Origin of the sequence: Legionella drancourtii LLAP12 (genome assembly GCF_000162755.2) — a bacterium.
Lineage (GTDB): Bacteria > Pseudomonadota > Gammaproteobacteria > Legionellales > Legionellaceae > Legionella > Legionella drancourtii.
This window is the reverse complement of record NZ_JH413798.1, coordinates 122018-141338: the sequence shown is the minus strand read 5'-3', so window position 1 is coordinate 141338 and position 19321 is coordinate 122018. Positions and strand designations below refer to the sequence as shown.

Sequence of the window (19321 nt, the reverse complement as noted above, 5' to 3'; positions counted from 1 at the left end):
ATTAAGCGGTCTCACCTAAAGAATGTGCAAGGCCCTGCCTAAATTGCCCCCATTCCAAAACACGCGCAACCTGTTGCGATGGTTTAAGGTATAAAATACCATCACCAGAGATTGATTCATCTGCAGGAAACAATATTAACTGATTTAATTGCGTTGCTAAAGCATAACTATCCTTACCTAAGGCATACAGGCGGTTATAACTATTAAATTGCTCAGGCCAATTTCGTCGTCCCATTTGGTGTGAAAAGACCCAGGGAATATCACAGAAAATAATCCCATCTAAATCTTTATCTTTAAGCGCATTGGCGCTGCCACCATAAACACTGGCAGTAGCAAAAACAGGGACATCAGCGGCATAATAGTAATTTAATAGCGGCATAATTTGCCGTGCCTTCGAAGGATAAGCCAATAAAAAGATCATATCAAAATCTTGTCTACGACTAATAACCGGTTGAATAGAGTAACCTAATAATTCTTTTAAGCGCTTTTCACGTTGTTGCCCCTGACTAATATGCAAAAAATCCTTCATTTTTTTGTTCAAATCATCTTTTTCAGCATATAAAAACGTATCCACAACATGCCCACCTTTCTTTTGCCATTGCCGGGTGAAGGCTTTAGTCACCTCATTGCCCCATTCATTGCCAGGAGCAATAATTAAAGCACGACTATAGCCTTTACTGCGTGCTTTCATAGCCACTTGCACGGCTTCATTTAAGGGCGAAAGACCAAATAAATAAGAATTATCCTGGGCTTTAACCTCAGCATCATTTAATAGTAACGTCGGAACCGGATGCGGTAATGCGGCAATTGCTGCCACTTGCGGTTTGGTTAAAGGGCCAATGACGTAATCAGCACCCTCAGTAATTGCCGCCTGATACAAAGAAGCAACATCCCCCATGCTGGTATCATAAGTATTGACCTGCATGGTCGCATCATGGTTATTTTGTTTATAAGCAGCCATAAAACCATCGCGCACCGCAGTTCCTGGACCTTGCAATGCACCACTTAAAGGCAGTAAAAGGGCCACTTTTTTGGGTTGGGCTAGCATTTTATTGGCAATAGAATCCAGAGGCTGAGGCAAAATATTATTAGCAGGATGATTTTGAAAATGTGCTTGCCATTGCTCTAAAGTGGTAAGCAGTGCTTGGGAATTATCGCGGTGTTGGCGCGCAATAAGAGCCAATTGCAACCAACCTTGTAATTCAGATTGTGGGCTTGCTAATCCAGCCTCAGTATTTAACGCAACTGGTGATAAATGGGTTAACGTTAACCACAGTTTACGGCGATTGGCTTTTTGACTGTCTTCATCACTCAGTAACGATTCTAGTTTGATCCGCTCAGTGATTGATTCCATGGGTTTATCCGTAGCACGATAGGCTTGTGCCAATAATTCATGCCATTGTACTTGTTGATAAGATGGCAATTTCTGCTGTTCTGTAATCCTTGCCAATTTGCTTAAAGCAACTTTAGGGCGCGCACGCATGACATCAATTTGCGCTAATAAAATATTTTTTCATCCATAAGCGCCGGTGTTAAGTCGGCAGTCTGTGCTAAAATGGCAGCGCCCTGTCGCCATTGGCCTTCAGAAATCGTTCGTCCTGCAGCAAGCAACAATGATTTTTGTTTTTCACTACCCTCTTGATTTTTAGCCTGGATAAGATAGGTAGAAGTAGATAGAGCATAAGGATTTTTAGTTTTTTTCTTCACTACTACTGGCACAGGACTAGGCTTTGGAGTCTCAGTCACCGAAGAATTAACTGCAGTAGTACACTGGCACAGAAACAAAGTAGATGTCAGCAAGGTAAGTACACGAATTTTATATAATTTTATAAACATGTTTTTAAGACACCTAATGAGTAATAACGCAAGAGGATAAACTATGACAAACTCACTAGCAACAGGCATAGGAACGCTTTATATCGTTGCAACCCCCATTGGTAATCGTGAGGATATTACGCATAGGGCATTGAATGTATTGAAGTCAGTGGATTTTATTTTGGCAGAAGATACCCGGCACTCGGTGCAGCTGTTAACTTCATTAGGCATAAAAAACAATCTTGATTCATTGCATGCACACAATGAAAATGACAAAAGTAAACACATTATCGAGCAACTCTTAGCGGGAAAATCAATTGCCTTAATCAGTGATGCGGGCACGCCTTTGATCAGTGATCCGGGTTATTTATTAGTGAAACTGGCCAGAGCCCATGAAATTCCCGTAATTCCTGTTCCTGGGGCTTGTGCTTTAATTACCGCGCTTTGTGCGGCAGGTGTTCCCTGTGACTCATTTTTATTTTTAGGTTTTCTGCCAGCTAAACAAAGTGCACGTCAAGCAAAATTTGCATCCTTACAAGCAGAAACGCATACTTTAATTTTCTATGAATCCACCCATCGCATTATTGAATGCTTAAATGATGTTGCCGCTGTTTATGGAGCAGAGTGTGACATAGTCCTTGCCAAAGAACTTACGAAAACTTTTGAGCGTTTTGTAACCGGAAGCGTTGAGGAAGTTAGTCATTGGCTCTTAGCCGAAACAGGGCGAACTAAAGGTGAGTTTGTGCTGATAATTCCACCTCGTCCGCAGCCGCCACAACAACATACGCATGAAGAGTTACTTACGGTATTACTCGCAGAATTACCGTTAAAGCAAGCGGTTGCTATTGCCTGTAAACTCAGCAAAGCCAATAAAAACGAACTTTATGAGCTAGCCTTGCAGTTAAAGAAATCGAACTCTTAAACCGAGACTTTATGATTTACGTTCAGGTAGACAAGTAGGTAGGTTGGGCTTTACAGCCCCAACCTATGTTTTTTTGTAAAAAAGCAGGCAAAACCCAGTTATTAAAAAACAACCAGTAAAAGTAGTACCGCCGTCATTCTCTTCTTCAGCATGCTGCGAACGCTAATTGCTTCACTTCTTCATTACCATTGTGCTGATCCAAGGCATGATAAAGCTCATAACCTAAATAAACAGCAGTTAACGCCACTGCTGCTGGCCAGCAAATTGCAAACGTCGTAATGAGTATCATCGGAATCAGCGTATTTTTCACCATGGTAAAGATAAAATCATTACGTGCTATTTCAAACTCTTTACGTGCCACAACAAGATTTTCATCACTCAGTTCGGCGTGCTGCAAATAAAGACTTTTTTCCGTATATTTGCCATATGCAGCGGTAGAAAAATACATGGCAATACCAAGATGGCAGATAAAGAAGCTAGCAACAATTATCCCTGGAGGGCTAAAGAACAATGCCGCAGAAAAACCAAACATTAACAAAGCCGCTGCTGCTGCTGCAAAACAAAAGGTTGCTTTTTTAGTTTGCCAGTTAATTTCTAATTCTGTTAGTTGCTGGTTTAGCATCGCCATGTGTTGTAAACGCTCCTCGGCACTTAACTCCATAGACGAAGTAGCATTAGTATAATTTTTAATCTCTTGTAAATACTGTGCTTTTTTTACCAAATATTCTTGTTTTGCCAAATGCAATTTATACAACAGCATGCTCACATCAAAACCTAAAAATACGGCGGTCATCGCTCCGGCTATTGGCCCTGGAATATTGGTGATGTGGTTAAAATTAGTGAGAAAGTTAACCGTTGCCCAGACTAAGTCATTGGCAAAATTGCAGTGACGCTTATAAAGTTCATATTTAAAACGTTCAAAAGCAGTTGCCTGGGAATTTTTTTCTGCATCGGATGGGAAAAACGTATGGCGTATTAATAAGCCCGCGTCAATTATGAAGCGCGCCAAAAACAAACCCACACTAAAATAATTAAGTACGCCATTCGGGGCTTGGAATATAGAAATTATTTTATCCACATCGGTATGTGTACCCAAAACGGCATCTATTTTGTCAATAAATTGCAAGGCATTTGCTAAAGCCAAGCCATTGGTTATGGTCAGACGACAAAAAACCCAATATAGACGGCATAAGTTAGAATAAGCAACATAATCACGTAATAACGATGGCTTAAATGGCGCTTTCATCAGATTACGAAAGCCCTCAAGAAAACTGTTTTGCAAGGAATCAATAAAGCGTTTTTCTGCTTCTTTCTGCGGTCCTTGCACGAGGCGCTCTTTAATTTGCTCCTTTAATTGTTGATAGTGCTGCTCTTTTGCTTTTTGTGAATAAGACTTATGAAAAGTTTCCAGAAGAGAAGCAGAATAGTAGCAATACAGCCAAAACACCTCATTATTTTTTTCTTTTTGCTTTTTTAATACGGCAAACATTTGCGTAAATTCAGCTTCAAGCGTAAGTTGATTTTGCAGTAAAAAACGATAATCAATAGTTTTGGCTAATTCACCGGTTTCTTCAATTGTGGTACTCAGATGAGGATTGTGTTTAGCGTGTAGCTGTGTAAAAAACTGGTTTTTATTTTTGATAAACGCTTTATTTTGTTTTGCATAACCCATAACACAATCCTCACAAAAAAAGGGCAGAAAGTTCCATTTGTACTACGTTATCATCTGCTTTTTATTTTGACAAGCTGTTTTTTGCGTTTTTTTTTACATATTGTGTAATTAATACATGCTATTCCTGACACGACAATTACGCGATTTGTCGCATTAAATGATAATTATTTACCAATACAAAAACTGGAAAAAATACGCCCTAATAAATCATCAGAACTAAATTCACCGGTAATCTCGCATAATACTTGCTGCGCCAGACGTAAGTCTTCAGCCAATAACTCCCCGGCACGATGCACAGCTAATTGTTGTTGTCCGGTGACCAGTAAATTTTTAGCTTCATCTAAAGCTTGCAAATGACGACGCCGGGCAAGAAATTGCCCTTCGTTGGGTTGATAACCGACCACATCTTTTATAACTTGCTTTAAGCCATTAATCCCATCACCTGATTTTGCTGAAAGGTAAACGGCATGCTCTTGTACTTGCGCCGCCTGGGCAACCGTATCAATTTTATTAAATACGGTAATAATTGGTACATCAGTGGGCAATGCGGCTCTAATTTCTTTCGTTAACAGATGATGGTGTTCCGAATCGTTGATATCGACAACCAATAACACACAATCTGCCTTTTTTAATTCTTGCCAAGCACGCTTAATGCCCTCTTTTTCCACCACATCATCTGATTCACGCAAGCCAGCCGTGTCAATAATGTGCAAGGGAATATCATCTAATAAAATATGTTCGCGCATCACATCGCGCGTGGTCCCAGCAATTTCAGTGACAATGGCAATATCACGGCCGGCTAAGTTATTAATTAAGGTTGACTTACCGGCATTAGGTCTTCCAGCAATAACCAAAGACAGGCCTTCGCGTAACAAAACCCCTTGATTTGCTTGCAAACGGATCGCGGTAAGCTCTGCTAAAATAGTTTTAAGTAAGGTCGCAACTTTACCGTCATTAAGAAAATCAATTTCCTCTTCAGGAAAATCAATCGCGGCTTCAACATACAAACGTAAATAAATGAGCTGTTCATTTAACTGATTAATTTTATTTGAAAACTCGCCTTGCAGGGATTTTAACGCCATCCGCGCCGCAGTTTGAGAACTGGCTTGGATTAAATCGGCAATAGCTTCGGCTTGTGTTAAGTCAATTTTGTCATTTAAAAATGCACGTTCCGAAAATTCACCAGGTCGCGCTAAGCGTGCTCCTACTTCAATGCAAGCCTTAGTTAGCATATCAAGCACTACCGGAGAACCATGAGCTTGAATTTCTACAACATCCTCACCAGTAAAAGAATGCGGGGCTTTAAAATAAAGCATTAAACCTTGATCAATTAAAGAATCAGAATAAAAAGAACAAAAAGTAGCTAATCGCGGGGACAACGCTTTATTACCATTAATCATCATGGCTATAGCGTATGCGTTAGATCCTGATAAGCGAATTATGCCTACCCCACCTCTTCCAGGTGGGGTAGCTATGGCGACTATAGTATCGGTAGACATTTATTTTGCTGTAGCAACAAGTTTCTTAACTGGTTTTTCATCAGCATATTTACGGGTAATGTACCATTGCTGCAATATGGACAAAGTATTATTCACAATCCAATAAAGTACTAAACCTGCAGGGAAATTCCAGAATAAGCCAGTAAATAACACCGGTAAAAACATCATTACTTTAGCTTGCATTGGATCTGGTGGCGCTGGATTTAATTTTTGCTGAATCAACATAGTCGCACCCATAATCAGCGGTAAGACATGAAAAGGATCTGCAGAAGCCAAATCTTTAATCCAGAAAATGAATGGAGCTTGTCTTAATTCAACACTTTCTAATAGCACCCAATACAAAGCAATAAACACGGGAATCTGGATTACTATAGGCAAGCATCCACCCAATGGATTTACTTTTTCTTGCTTATAAAGTTCCATGGTTGCCTGACTGATTTTAGCTTTGTCATCACCATAACGCTCGCGCAAAGCTTGCAATTTAGGTTGTAGCTTACGCATGCCAGCCATTGATTTATAACTGGTGGCAGATAAGCGATAAAACGCTAATTTGATTAACACCGTAACCAGTACAATAGACCAACCCCAATTGCCGACAACATTATAAATCCATTTCATTAACGAAAATAATAATGAAGATACAAACCAGAGGATGCCATAATCCACAGTCAAATCAAGCGATGGAGCAATGCCTTTAAGGACGCTAGTAATTTCTGGCCCTACATACAATTTAGCGCCTACCGTTTTTTGCTCTTGTGGTTGAACGACAATTGGCTGGCTGACAGCACCAATAGTGTAATCACCATTTATTGAGCGTGTATAAAATTTATTACGGCCCTGTGCATCAGGAATCCAGGCGCTTAAAAAATAATGTTGTTGCATGGCAATCCATCCGCCATTACTGTCCACATCCAGATTGGCTTTCCCCATGTCGCTAAAACTTACTTTTTGGTAATGATGTTTTCCTGGCTCAGAATATGATGCGCCAGTGTAGGAACCGACATGAAAGACACTTGACTTATCTTCTTTAGGTGAGCTACGTAATAGTTGGGTATTCATATACCCTTTCCATTCACTGCTGCCTTTATTGACAATTTTATAGTTTACATCGATTAAATAACTGCCTTTAGTAAAGATAAACTCTTTGCTTACTGCCAAATCGTCCTCTTTGCCATTAAGCGTAACCACTAATTGGTTTTGATTTGCAGCCAACTCATATTGTGGTTGTTCTGTAGTAAAAGCAAAATCTAAAGCTTTAACTGCTTGTCCAGCAGCAATAAACAGGTTGCTATTGGCAACATAACGTTCATTTGCATCATCTTGTAACAGCGGGAAAGGCTTATTCTTTTCATCTACGCTTAAGGGATAGTCCAACAATTGACCAGAAACAATATCACCTTGCTGTAAATCAATAGCAACGTTTAACACATCGGTTTTAACTTGCACTAAGGGTGCAGATTGAGTTCGTGTCTGTTCCGCAACAGGATTAACTAACGTTGCCCCTGCAGAATTACCGCTCGTACCCATTTCTGGCAACAAAGGTTCATCAGTACGTTGTTGATTGCTGGAATTTGCTACTGTTGTTTGTTGGGGAGGGTAATCTACTTGCCAAGCATTCCAAAGTGATAAACTAACTAGCGCAAGCGCCATATATGAAATAATGCGTCGTATATCCATCAAAGCTTCTCATCGTTAGGGTGTACGGGATCATAACCACCTCGTGCCCAAGGGTGGCAGCGTAATACTCTTTTTAAAGCCATCCATAAACCTTTGGTTATGCCATGTTGTTTGATGGCACTTTCAGCATATTGCGAACAACTAGGGTAATAGCGACAAGAGGGTTTTAGCAAGGGACTAATCAAATATTGATACAATTTGATTGGTAAGCACGTTATTTGCCGAAGCATGAGGTTAATTTTTCCCATGATTTGCCCAATCTGGTGTTGATGTTTGAGTTTGCTTGCTTTGCGACACCTTGTCTTGCTAAAAAAATCATATCAACGGCTGGTAATTCCTTTTGCCGAAAGCTTTCTCTTATTAGCCGCTTAATACGATTTCGATCATGGGCCTTTGCAATCATTTTTTTTGATAGCGCCAACCCAAGTCGGGCATAACCTAAGTTATTCTCTCGAAAGAGAATGATAAATTCGGATGTTACAATTTTTTTTGCTTGTTCAAACACATGATTATAATCTTTTTTAGTTAATAATCGTTGTGTTTTATTAAAAGCAAACACTTAGGCTGACAAGCGCTTACGGCCTTTAGCACGACGGCGCTTAATAACTAATCTGCCGGCACGAGTAGCCATACGCTCACGAAAACCATGATCGCGTTTACGTTTTAAATTACTGGGTTGAAAGGTGCGTTTCATGATGAACCTGTTAATGAAATTATGAGGCTCGCAATGATAGAGAACTTTTTTTCTACTGTCAATTTACCTGATTGATTATTTTTTTGCTTGTTTGCATTTTAGCCGTTGTTTTATTTTGTTTAAACGCGAAATTATGCACAGCTGTTAATAATTAAATAATTCTTTTATTTAAAAAACTTGTTTTTATTATATAGGAAGCAATTCTCTGTTAATAACATTTAATTTTTTATAATATTCAATTAGTTACATTGAAAATTAAGTTGTTTATAAATACTGTTTAAGCCTGTGATCTCTTTGTAGACTTTTCGAAAAGACTCTTTATACACGGTTTTATCTTCATCTTATGCGCCTTATTTACCCCTATTTATGCATAACTAACTTAAATCAATATGTCTTAATATTTAGCATTAAAAATTTCAACCGATAGTAATCATGGGCTTCTTTCATATTTATGGCAGTTTTGGAGCTAAAAGATTCGCTATACGTGCTCACATAATTGTGCTTTAAGCCGATTTTTAATCGGCATCAATCGTATTTGAATTATTGCACTTGAAAAATGTTTTTTAAGTAAATGTGATGAAAGAACTTTTCTTAAGTGATTATTTACTTTGCTAGAGAATCAGACACGAGCTAATAATTTATGCAAGATAAATTTTTTGCCATGATTCGCTAAATTTTGTTTTTACATGGCTTAGCTAAAAAAAATTATTCACCTCGCTAATAATAAATATAATTCTTTTATATAAAAAACTTATATTTATTATATAGGAAGAAATTCTCTGTTAATAACATTGTATTATTATTATTATTCATGGTGTTACATCGTTTTTTACCCTGTTTATAAACCTAATTTAAGCCTGTGATCTCTTTGTAAGTTCTTTGCTTGTTTGTGTTATCCACTATTTTATCTTCATCTTATACTTAGCATTTAAGCCTATTTATCCAGAGCTTATTCTTACGTCTAAATTTACGCTGATTTGCTTTATTTATGAAATTTTCTTGTGGATAACTTTACCTTTATGACAAAGGCTGAGTATAATTGCCAAGTTCGCGCTGTAGCGAATCGCAGTATTTTCACTGTAAATTTCATGCTTAATTATCTTGCTGTCCCAATGCGTTCAGTGGCACTATTTATATTCGTGGATAATTAGTTTTAATCTGATTTTCAGGTTTAATTTTCTTTTTACCATTCTTCTTCGAAGAGGAGTTACTTGTGTCAGCAGCTGTTTGGCAAAAATGTTTAGGTTTGTTGCAAGATGAATATTCTGCACAGCAATTTAATACCTGGTTACGTCCATTGCAGGCTCATACTGACGAGCAACGCTTGGTATTATTAGCACCTAATCGTTTTGTCGTTGATTGGGTAAAAAAACATTTTTTTTCACGTATTGAAGAATTAATCAAACAATTTAGTGGCGATGAAATAAAATCTATTTCCATCGAAATTGGTAGCAAAGCTTCTGAATCAGGTTCTACTGGTACAGGCCCAGTTGCTGCTGGCGAAAAGTCGACACCAGCTGCCGATAGCATGCTTGCTAAAAGCGTGCCTAAAAAAGCAGTAGACTATAAGAGCAGCCACTTAAATAAAAAATTCCTATTTGAAAGCTTCGTTGAAGGTAACTCGAACCAATTGGCTCGTGCCGCATCCATGCAGGTAGCTGAACGACCGGGTGATGCATACAATCCTTTATTTATTTATGGTGGGGTTGGTTTAGGAAAGACACATTTAATGCATGCGATTGGTAATGAAATCCTGCGTAATAATCCTGAGGCAAAAATTTTGTACTTGCATTCGGAACGTTTTGTTGCGGATATGGTTAAGGCATTACAGACAAACTCAATTAATGAGTTTAAACGCTTTTACCGTTCACTAAATGCGTTACTTATTGATGATATTCAGTTTTTTGCGGGCAAAGACCGTTCTCAAGAAGAGTTTTTCCATACATTTAATGCGTTACTGGAAGGGCAACAACAAATTATTTTAACCAGTGATCGCTATCCCAAAGAAATTGAAGGCATGGAAGAACGTTTGAAGTCTCGTTTTGGCTGGGGGTTGACCGTTGCCGTTGAACCTCCTGAATTAGAAACGCGCGTGGCAATTTTAATTAGTAAAGCAGAACAGTCCAATATTGAATTACCTTATGAAGTGGCATTCTTTATTGCTAAACGTATTCGTTCAAACGTCAGAGAACTTGAAGGGGCGTTGCGACGTGTTATCGCCAATGCTCATTTTACTGGCAAACCGATTACCATTGAATTTGTTCATGAAGCCTTACGTGATCTTTTGGCTTTACAAGATAAGTTAGTTACGATTGAAAATATCCAAAAAACAGTTGCTGAGTATTATAAGGTCAAAGTGGCTGATATATTGTCAAAGCGACGTAGCCGCTCTATTGCCAGACCAAGACAGATGGCTATGGCCTTAAGTAAGGAATTAACTAATCATAGCTTGCCTGAAATTGGTGATCATTTTGGTGGTCGTGATCATACGACAGTGATCCATGCCTGTAGAAAAGTTAAGGAATTGGTTCAGGATGACAGTGATTTTGCCGAAGACTATAAGAACTTAATGCGTATCTTGTCTTCTTAATATGGAGTCTATCTTGTTTGAATTCACGATAAAAAAAGAAGATTTACTTACGCCTCTTCTCACAGTTGCCGGTGCGGTTGATAAAAAACAATCCTTAGCCATATTGTCTAATTTTTTATTTAAAATTGCTGATAATTTATTATTTATTACTGCTACTGATTTAGAAATAGAAATTTCTGCGCAAGTGGCGTGTGAATCGCGCAATACCACTGGTGCGATCACGGTGCCAGCAAAAAAATTTATTGATATTATTCGTTCCTTGGATGATCAGGCAAGTCCTAATTTAGTATTTGACAATGGTATTTTAACTATTAAGCAAGGGCGTAGTTCCTTTAAATTAACTACCTTACCTGCCGAAGGTTATCCTCTGAGTGAAGATGAATGCAATGATGTTGAATTGAGCATCCCCCGCTTAGTTTTACTGCAATTATTACAAGCAACCCATTTTGCCATGTCGCAACAAGATGTACGCGTGTTTCTTAATGGCTTATTTCTTGATTTTGAACCGAATATTATTTCTGCAGTCGCTACAGATGGGCATAGAATGGCTATTAGTCGTTACCAGTGCAGCCATATAAGTGATAAAAAATTATTATTGCCTAAGAAAGGGGTCCAAGAATTATTACGTCTTCTTAATTGCATTGATGATGAAAATGTATCTTTGGCTGCGGGTAAATCTCATTTTAAATTAGTAAGCAGTCAGTTTGTATTTTTATCTAAATTAATTGAAGCGCGTTTCCCTCCCTATGCCAAAGCTATTCCACGCAATCAGGATAAACAAATTATTATTGATTGTTCTGTTTTAAAGCGTGCTTTATCGCGGATTGTGATATTAGCACATGAAAAATCTAAAGCCGTGATGCTGCATTTGCAACCTGGTCTATTGACGTTGATTGCTAACAATAATGAGCAAGAAGAGGCTGTTGAATCGCTAGTTGCTGAAACTCAAGGCGATGAATTAAAAATTGGCTTAAATGCCACTTATTTACTCGATGTGCTTTCGCATTTTGGCGATGGGCAAATTCGCTTGTCTTTATCGCAAACCGACAGTAGTATTTTAATTGAATCATTAGAAAATGATAATTATCAATACATCATTATGCCCATGAAAATATGATTCTTACTGAATTAAAAATTCATTATTTACGCAATATCGCATCGACACAGTTAGGGTTACATCCCAGATTTAATTTTTATTTCCGGGGCCAATGGGAGTGGCAAAACCTCAGTTCTTGAAGCGCTTTATCTTTTAAGTTGTGGCCATTCCTTTCGTTCTCGCGAAATTGCGCCCATCATTAGCCATGGACAATCTAGCTTTACTGTTTTTGCTCGAGCTGCGCAGCAAGAAACGATTAGCATTCAAAAATCATCTTCTAAACCAACGCAAATTAAACTCAATAATCAGTTTTGCTCAACTACCAGCCAATTGGCCTATGCTTTACCCTGTCAGATTTTTTATTCTGATATTTTTCAAATTATAGATGCAGGTCCTTCAGTTCGACGCAGTGTGCTCGATTGGGGATTGTTTCACGTGAAACCTAATTATCTGATCTTGTTAAAAGAATACAAACGTGTATTGAAACATCGTAATGCTCTTTTAAAAAAAACTGCACCTTATGCACATTTTGTTCCTTGGGATAAACAATTAAGCCATCTAGCCGAGCAATTGGACCGACTACGCAAAGATTACTTTGCTCGCTGGGAGCAGGAATTTATTACGGTCTTAAGTGCGCTTAGTGATTTGACTTGCCAGATAAATTATTTCAAAGGTTGGGATAAAAAAATACAGGTAAGGACTTAGAACAAATTCTTGCTGAAAATTTTGTTAGTGATAAGCATAAATTATATACCCAACATGGAGCGCACCAGGCTGATATTCTCATTGAAAGTAACTTAAATAGGGCAAAGCAATTTTTGTCGCGCGGACAACAAAAAATTATTTTAATTGCGCTGAAATTAGCGCAAGGTAACCTGCTTGAGCACGATTGTCTTTACTTGCTTGATGATTTGCCAGCGGAGTTGGATGAATACCATCAAAAAAAAATACTTTCGTATTTGTCAACGCGCGCAGGGCAATATGTAATTACTACTACTGCCAACCCTATTCTAATAAATTCGTACTGTGGTTCTCAGCATAGTTTTTGTTTTGAGATTGCTGACGGGATATTAACTACTGTGTAGTAAAAGCAGCTTCCACTAGAAGTGTATGAATTAATTGCCGATGCATTGTTACAATAATTGAAATTCAAGTAAATACATTTATTCAGATTCTATGTTTAGCTACCTGCGCTGAGTACATTCGTGCTTAATTTCATCATATAGTATGTTTCACGTGAAACAAATAGTACGAATGGAGCAGGTGCTCACAACGTGATTCTTCTAGCCAAAAGTGCTGCAATAAAATTATTCTCTATCACTGTTGGAGTACTTGCATGTAACCGCTGTTGGTATTAATAAATTACCGATGAGGCACGATTAAATGTAGGCAATAAGGTTGATCTTTGCGCATATTCATTAGGAGCTACATGCAATTTATTAAGGATAATCATTGGCTAGATCTTCGCTTAAACATACAAACCACACGCAAATTATGCTATCATTAGGTCTATTTTGAAATCGTGCAATAGGGTTTAAAGAGGACCTTCTGATGAGCGTTGATGCAAGTTATGATTCGAGTAATATTAAAGTTCTGAAGGGTTTAGATGCCGTAAGAAAAAGACCTGGAATGTATATTGGAGACACAGATGATGGTACTGGTCTGCACCATATGGTTTTTGAAGTGGTCGACAACTCGATCGACGAAGCTTTAGCCGGTTATTGTAAAGAGATTTTTGTTACCATTCATTCTGATGAATCGATTAGCGTTAAAGATGATGGCCGAGGAATTCCGGTCGATATTCATCAAGAAGAAGGGCGTTCGGCTGCTGAAGTTATTTTAACGATCTTACATGCTGGAGGAAAATTTGATGATAACTCCTATAAAGTTTCTGGTGGTTTGCATGGTGTAGGTGTTTCTGTAGTTAACGCTTTATCAGAAGAACTGCATTTAACCGTTCGTCGTCATGGCAAAATTTATGAGCAACATTATCGGCATGGGGTTCCTGATGCGCCGATTGCTGTAACTGGTGACGCAAACAATACTGGAACGCAAATTTGGTTTAAGCCTAGTGCAGAGACCTTTTCAAACATTGAATTCCATTATGATATTTTAGCAAAACGCTTAAGAGAATTATCCTACTTAAATTCTGGCGTGTGCATTCATTTATTTGACGAGCGCTCGCAACGACAAGATACCTTCCACTATGAAGGAGGCATACAAGCCTTTGTTGAACACTTAAATAAACATAAAACGGTAATTACCCCGGTTGTGTTTTCTATGATTGCGGAAAAAGATAATATTGTGGTTGAGCTATCCATGCAATGGAATGATTCTTATCAAGAAACACTATATTGTTTTACTAATAATATTCCCCAGCGTGATGGCGGTACCCACATGGCCGGATTTAGAGCCGCTTTGACGCGTACATTAAATAATTACATTGAAGCAGAAGGCTATGCTAAGAAGGCAAAAGTATCGCCAACTGGTGATGATGCTCGTGAAGGCTTGACCGCTGTGCTTTCAGTAAAAGTACCCGATCCTAAGTTTTCATCTCAAACAAAAGATAAACTGGTTTCTTCAGAAGTAAAATCAGTTGTTGAATCGAGTGTTTCTGAAAAATTCAATGATTTCCTCTTAGAAAACCCAGCCATTGCCAAAGCAATTGTGTCTAAAATTATCGATGCCGCCAGGGCACGTGAAGCTGCGCGCCGCGCACGTGAAATGACGCGTCGTAAAGGCGCATTGGATATTGCCGGCTTACCCGGAAAATTGGCTGATTGCCAGGAAAAAGATCCTGCTCTATCTGAATTATACCTGGTAGAGGGCGATTCTGCGGGTGGTTCTGCCAAACAAGGGCGTGATCGAAAATTCCAAGCAATATTGCCGCTTAAAGGAAAAATATTAAACGTTGAAAAAGCGCGTTTCGATAAAATGCTTGCATCACAAGAAGTCGCTACTTTAATTACAGCTCTAGGTTGTGGTATTGGACCTGATGAGTACAATCCGGATAAAGTTCGTTATCATCGCATCATCATCATGACCGATGCGGACGTCGACGGATCTCATATCCGCACCTTATTGCTGACCTTCTTTTATAGACAGACGCGTGAGTTGTTGGAACGTGGCTATATTTATATTGCGCAGCCGCCTTTGTATAAAGTAAAGCGTGGTAAACAAGAGCAATATGTTAAAGATGACGAAGCCTTATTTGATTATCTGACTCAGTCTGCTTTAGATGGTGCGGCATTTTATCCTGCAAAAGATGCGCCAGCAATTACGGCAATGGCTTTGGAAGATTTGGTACAACAATTTAGGCGTGTTGAGAAAATCATTAAGCGTTATAAGCGCAGATATCCCACTGATATTCTGAAGCGCATCGCGTATTTGCCAGTATTGCAAAATGAAGATTTTAGTCAGGAAGAAAAAATAGTTAATTGGTGTAAACAGCTGCATTTAAGTTTACAACAAATTGATAGTAAGACAGAGCAATATCAGGTAGAAGCGCATGCTTTAGTGGATACTAATCTATTTGTGCCAAGAATTATTGTCACCCAACACGGTATGGATAATTACATTCCCATGACTGCTGAATTTTTCTATTCGAAAGACTATAAAGAAATGGTTGCTTTAGGCTCAAAATTAACCAGCTTGGTTGAAGAAGGTTCTTTTGTTAAACGTGCTGACAAAGAGTTAGCGGTAGAAAATTTCGAGCAAGCATTAGCTTGGTTGATGGATGAAGCGAAAAGAGGGCAAACTATTCAGCGCTATAAAGGTCTTGGCGAGATGAATCCTGAGCAATTATGGGAAACTACGATGGATCCTGCGGCACGACGTATGTTGCAAGTGAGCATTGAAGATGGGGTCGCTGCCGATGCTATCTTCACCACGTTGATGGGAGATAATGTTGAGCCAAGGAGAGATTTCATCGAGTCTAACGCTTTAGATGCAGAAAACATTGATGTGTAGTGATTGAGTCAAGCTGGCCTTAACACTCTTTCTGGTTGCTTTATTGCTCTTACCCGTTCCCCATCCTCGATTGGGAATGGGTTTTTTTACTAAATACTTATCGAGCTACTAACTATCAGTTTTTTTGTAGCTTGAGCACCCTACCGGCAATCATCTTCTCAGCAGATAGCCAACTTTAATCACTTACCCTGCGATTGTGACTCAAAAAAGAGGCCAATAAATTGGCGAATGAAGAAAGGGCATAATACACTTTAATAAAAGCTTCATTACGCTCCGAGTTGATCAACATTAGTGAAAAGGTGCACTAGTCAAACATAAACAACATTAATATGTCTGCAGAGGATAAAGAAATGGGTAAAGAACTAAGTCAAGATATTATTATCAATCATCTTAACCTATACCTTAAATCTCAAAATTTGCCACTATCAATGAATGAAGATGGAATTTGTAATGGTTTAGCCTCGGTGTATATAAAATATGTCTTAGAGAAGAAGGAAGCTGAGTTTTGGGGGAACATAAATCATCTGCTTCAGTTTGTAAATAAAAAGATTGATGATGCCGCAGGAAGCCAAATCAATTTATTCGCTACGGAAATTCTCTTAAGTTTTGTGCCTGAACATTATAATCAACAGCTGAGTCAATCGACTTCAATCCAAATGCTCAAGATCGATGGAAAGAGTCTAAGCTCCTCTTTTGATTTTGGGTTAGCTACAACCGATTTAAAATGGGCTAACATCATAAAAACAATTGATCTTAACGATCAAGAAGTTATGCAAGTATCCAGCGTCAATCATACGGTAGCGATTTATAAAAAAGAGGGAAAATACAAAGTTTATGATCCTAACTACAGTTCTGGGACTAAAGAATTTGACAATGAACATGACTTAATACGTGAATTACAGCAAAGGGTTTTCAGGTACAAATATGGTCATCTAGGGATGGAACTTCATGTGATTAGACATCCTACGGCTGAACCAAGAGAATTTCCAAACGCTACAGATTTATACAATAAGTATCTGGATAAAGAAAATATAAATAAATCAGCCATTACTGATGATGGCAAAGAATTTAATACATTCAAAGTAGTCGCAGCAATCGGTAATGATGAACAGGTACAGGCCCTAATTGATAAAGGAGCAACTGATGCATATAAGGCAGCAAGTTCGGCTATACAAAAAAATAATGTGAAATCTTTAAAACCCTTACTTCAACAAATTGAACACGAGAACAATACAAAAAATATATCTATTCTTCTTTTACTCGCCATAACTACAGGTAGATTAGAGGCGTTTAATGAATTACTCGCCAACGAAAAATTTAAGGAATCTTTCGATAAGTTAGGTTCTCCTCTGTCTCTAAATCTCATTGCTCTGGCGGCTCAGGGAGGGAATGCGACGTTATTACAACAGATCATTGAGCATGTTGAATTACAGCTAAAGCAATCGCCAGTACTCATGGAAGGAATAACAAATACCCCTGAATATTTAGCATTGAATGAAGAAGAGAAGGAGGAATTTCAACAAAAGAGCTGCTCTATGATTCTTTCTAAAGCGATTTGTGGTAAACAAAGTTCCTTGCAAGATGCAATTAAAGAAGCAATTAAAGCCGGTAGTAGCGAGTGTGTGAATTTACTGTTGTCAAAAACAGTTAGTAAACAACTTGATGTGCAAGATAAGTTAAATTATTTACTTGATGCCATTCGATATAATCAGTGTGGGATAGTACTCGATTTAATAGATAAGGCTCCTAAGATTGCAAAAGAATTTTTACAAACCATCTCAATGAATACTCGTGCAGTCGAGCGAACCAATATCAACATTCTACAGGATTTAAAAGAACGCGGTATGGTTTTTTCACAGGCAGCTGAAGTAATTATTGCTTTAAAAGAACAACGAGCTATTAGTGCCATAGAATATTTGGGTCTTGCGTTAACTAAATTTACCGATTTTTGTAAAGAAGTCCTATGGAATCAAGACTCACAATATCTCAGCTATGATCCCAAAAAAATCAAACAAATAAAAGATGATTTGGGAAATATCAAAAAAACAATCCCATTAAATGAAGAAGAAATTGAAGTAAAGCCCATTGAAGAGCTTAACTTACAAGGGATAAGTTTTAATTTAGATGAAGAGGGTGAGGACGAGGAAATCACAAAACCTAAATTTTAATGCAATTTAACTTCCATGAGGGCACGTTTTACCCTGGGCCCAGAATGTTGCCTATTCACTGAGTATCGAGTTCACTCACGCCCATCGATGTTGATCACGGCACTATCCTGATTAAAATATCCGTAGCTCGGGGTTAAAAAATGAATCTGTTCTATACTTTATTATAAAGATGCAACTAGATGCTTTAAATTGGCTCAAAAACTATTAACAACATTATTGGCGCGTCAGGGAATCTATGATAGAAATGGTTCGGTGTATGCCTATGAATTATTATACCGCAACCCCAATCCCGCTGATAGTAATAAAATTGCTGGTGATATCGAAACTTCTTCCGTGATTACGCAATTATTTACCAGTTTAGATATAAATACGATTATTGGTGATAAGCGCGCTTATATCAATTTCACTCACAACCATTTAGTGCAGAAAATACCTTGTTTATTACCTAAAGAGCGCATCGGGATTGAGGTATTGGAAACAGTAGAGGTTGATCAAGCCTTAATTGACAGTCTCACCTACTTGCGCGAACAAGGTTACATCATTGCCCTTGATGATTTTATTTATAATGAGCAAACCGCGCCCCTAATAAAACTAGCTGATATTATTAAAATTGATGTTTTAAATCAAAATAAACAACAAATCATGCAGCAATTAGTTCCCTTAGAACAATTTAAAGGCAAATTGTTAGCTGAAAAAATTGAGGATATTGAGCAGTTTCATAATTGTATGGATCTTGGTTTTGATTATTTTCAAGGATTTTTCTTAAACAAGCCAAATTCACTAAAAGGGCAGCAGATTACGGAAAATAAAAATATTCTTCTTCGCTTATTATCCGAACTTAATAATGAAAATGTTGCCATTGAACGGATAGAGGAATCTATTTTACAAATACCCAAATTAAGCTATCGTATCTTACGATTGGCTAATTCAGTTGCTGGATATCGTGGCAAAAAAATTGATTCCTTGCTCGAAGCGGTTAAAAAATTAGGTTTAAATCAAATTCGTGATTGGTTAAGCTTGTTTTTGATGTCGAATGAGGATGTTCTACTCCCCGATCTTTTAGAGCGCACACTGATTCGCGCGAAGATGTGTGAATGTTTCGCAAAGTTATCAGAATACGCAAATCCTCATCAAGCCCATACCGTAGGCATCCTTTCCACATTAGATTTATTTCTTAATGAATCGATGAGCGCACTCTTAAGCAGGATCCAATTATCTG

At 38.1% G+C, this 19321-nt stretch carries 14 protein-coding genes and 1 pseudogene; 7 read left to right on the top strand and 8 right to left on the bottom strand.

The features are described from left to right. Position 1 precedes the first annotated feature (1 nt). Positions 2 to 1483 carry a penicillin-binding protein activator gene (locus LDG_RS02215; protein ID WP_006869483.1) on the bottom strand — a complete coding sequence of 494 codons (1482 nt, stop codon included), beginning with the start codon at positions 1481 to 1483 and terminating at the stop codon, positions 2 to 4. Positions 1484 to 1497: 14 nt separating this feature from the next. After that, positions 1498 to 1836, bottom strand: coding sequence for a hypothetical protein (locus LDG_RS20000; RefSeq protein ID WP_006869482.1), 339 nt, complete (start codon positions 1834 to 1836; stop codon positions 1498 to 1500). 43 nt (positions 1837 to 1879) lie between these two features. Between LDG_RS20000 and rsmI the strand changes: the two genes are divergently transcribed. Next, positions 1880 to 2737 (top strand): 16S rRNA (cytidine(1402)-2'-O)-methyltransferase, encoded by an 858-nt coding sequence (rsmI, locus tag LDG_RS02205; protein WP_006869481.1) that lies wholly within the window; start codon positions 1880 to 1882, stop codon positions 2735 to 2737. A gap of 145 nt (positions 2738 to 2882) precedes the next feature. Here the strand turns inward: rsmI and LDG_RS02200 are convergent, their stop codons facing one another. The 6 genes from LDG_RS02200 to rpmH all read right to left on the bottom strand — a co-directional run bounded on the left by LDG_RS02200 (position 2883) and on the right by rpmH (position 8279). Further along, complete coding sequence (locus tag LDG_RS02200) at positions 2883 to 4409, bottom strand: hypothetical protein (RefSeq protein ID WP_006869480.1); 1527 nt, start codon at positions 4407 to 4409, stop codon at positions 2883 to 2885. 164 nt (positions 4410 to 4573) lie between these two features. Further along, positions 4574 to 5908, bottom strand: a complete 1335-nt coding sequence (gene mnmE / locus LDG_RS02195; protein ID WP_040534173.1) for a tRNA uridine-5-carboxymethylaminomethyl(34) synthesis GTPase MnmE — start codon at positions 5906 to 5908, stop codon at positions 4574 to 4576. Continuing rightward, positions 5909 to 7585: a membrane protein insertase YidC gene (gene yidC, locus LDG_RS02190; protein WP_006869478.1), complete on the bottom strand. Its 1677-nt coding sequence runs from the start codon at positions 7583 to 7585 to the stop codon at positions 5909 to 5911. It lies immediately after the preceding gene. Continuing rightward, positions 7585 to 7833, bottom strand: coding sequence for a membrane protein insertion efficiency factor YidD (yidD, locus tag LDG_RS02185; RefSeq protein ID WP_040534172.1), 249 nt, complete (start codon positions 7831 to 7833; stop codon positions 7585 to 7587). Before yidD ends, yidC begins: the two co-directional genes overlap by 1 nt. Next, positions 7800 to 8144, bottom strand: coding sequence for a ribonuclease P protein component (gene rnpA, locus LDG_RS02180; protein ID WP_006869476.1), 345 nt, complete (start codon positions 8142 to 8144; stop codon positions 7800 to 7802). The genes yidD and rnpA overlap by 34 nt, the downstream gene beginning before the upstream one ends. Beyond that, positions 8145 to 8279: a 50S ribosomal protein L34 gene (gene rpmH / locus LDG_RS02175; protein WP_006869475.1), complete on the bottom strand. Its 135-nt coding sequence runs from the start codon at positions 8277 to 8279 to the stop codon at positions 8145 to 8147. Positions 8280 to 9492: 1213 nt separating this feature from the next. On the opposite strand from rpmH, the gene dnaA reads away from it, so the two are divergent. The 6 genes and pseudogenes from dnaA to LDG_RS02145 form a co-directional block, all read left to right on the top strand. Then, positions 9493 to 10869: a chromosomal replication initiator protein DnaA gene (gene dnaA, locus LDG_RS02170; protein ID WP_006869474.1), complete on the top strand. Its 1377-nt coding sequence runs from the start codon at positions 9493 to 9495 to the stop codon at positions 10867 to 10869. A 13-nt stretch (positions 10870 to 10882) separates the two neighbouring features. Then, complete coding sequence (dnaN, locus tag LDG_RS02165; protein ID WP_006869473.1) at positions 10883 to 11986, top strand: DNA polymerase III subunit beta; 1104 nt, start codon at positions 10883 to 10885, stop codon at positions 11984 to 11986. After that, a pseudogene (gene recF / locus LDG_RS02160) lies at positions 11983 to 13050 on the top strand (DNA replication/repair protein RecF). The gene dnaN and the pseudogene recF overlap by 4 nt, the downstream one beginning before the upstream one ends. 466 nt (positions 13051 to 13516) lie before the next feature. After that, positions 13517 to 15934: a DNA topoisomerase (ATP-hydrolyzing) subunit B gene (gyrB, locus tag LDG_RS02155; protein ID WP_006869469.1), complete on the top strand. Its 2418-nt coding sequence runs from the start codon at positions 13517 to 13519 to the stop codon at positions 15932 to 15934. 350 nt (positions 15935 to 16284) lie between these two features. Further along, entirely contained in the window at positions 16285 to 18102 is a 1818-nt protein-coding gene (locus LDG_RS02150) for a hypothetical protein (RefSeq protein WP_006869468.1), read from the top strand. A 189-nt stretch (positions 18103 to 18291) separates the two neighbouring features. Next, positions 18292 to 19321: EAL and HDOD domain-containing protein (locus LDG_RS02145; RefSeq protein WP_040534168.1), on the top strand; the 1030-nt coding region annotated here is incomplete at its 3' end.

Bases quoted from the DNA above. Each gene is read 5' to 3' on its own strand.
- LDG_RS02150 (WP_006869468.1), top strand. From the start codon at position 16,285: ATGGGTAAAGAACTAAGTCAAGATATTATTATCAATCATCTTAACCTA.
- LDG_RS20000 (WP_006869482.1), bottom strand. From the start codon at position 1,836: ATGTTTATAAAATTATATAAAATTCGTGTACTTACCTTGCTGACATCT.
- mnmE (WP_040534173.1), bottom strand. From the start codon at position 5,908: ATGTCTACCGATACTATAGTCGCCATAGCTACCCCACCTGGAAGAGGT.
- yidD (WP_040534172.1), bottom strand. From the start codon at position 7,833: ATGGGAAAAATTAACCTCATGCTTCGGCAAATAACGTGCTTACCAATC.
- rsmI (WP_006869481.1), top strand. From the start codon at position 1,880: ATGACAAACTCACTAGCAACAGGCATAGGAACGCTTTATATCGTTGCA.
- rpmH (WP_006869475.1), bottom strand. From the start codon at position 8,279: ATGAAACGCACCTTTCAACCCAGTAATTTAAAACGTAAACGCGATCAT.
- LDG_RS02215 (WP_006869483.1), bottom strand. From the start codon at position 1,483: ATGCGTGCGCGCCCTAAAGTTGCTTTAAGCAAATTGGCAAGGATTACA.
- LDG_RS02200 (WP_006869480.1), bottom strand. From the start codon at position 4,409: ATGGGTTATGCAAAACAAAATAAAGCGTTTATCAAAAATAAAAACCAG.
- yidC (WP_006869478.1), bottom strand. From the start codon at position 7,585: ATGGATATACGACGCATTATTTCATATATGGCGCTTGCGCTAGTTAGT.
- gyrB (WP_006869469.1), top strand. From the start codon at position 13,517: ATGAGCGTTGATGCAAGTTATGATTCGAGTAATATTAAAGTTCTGAAG.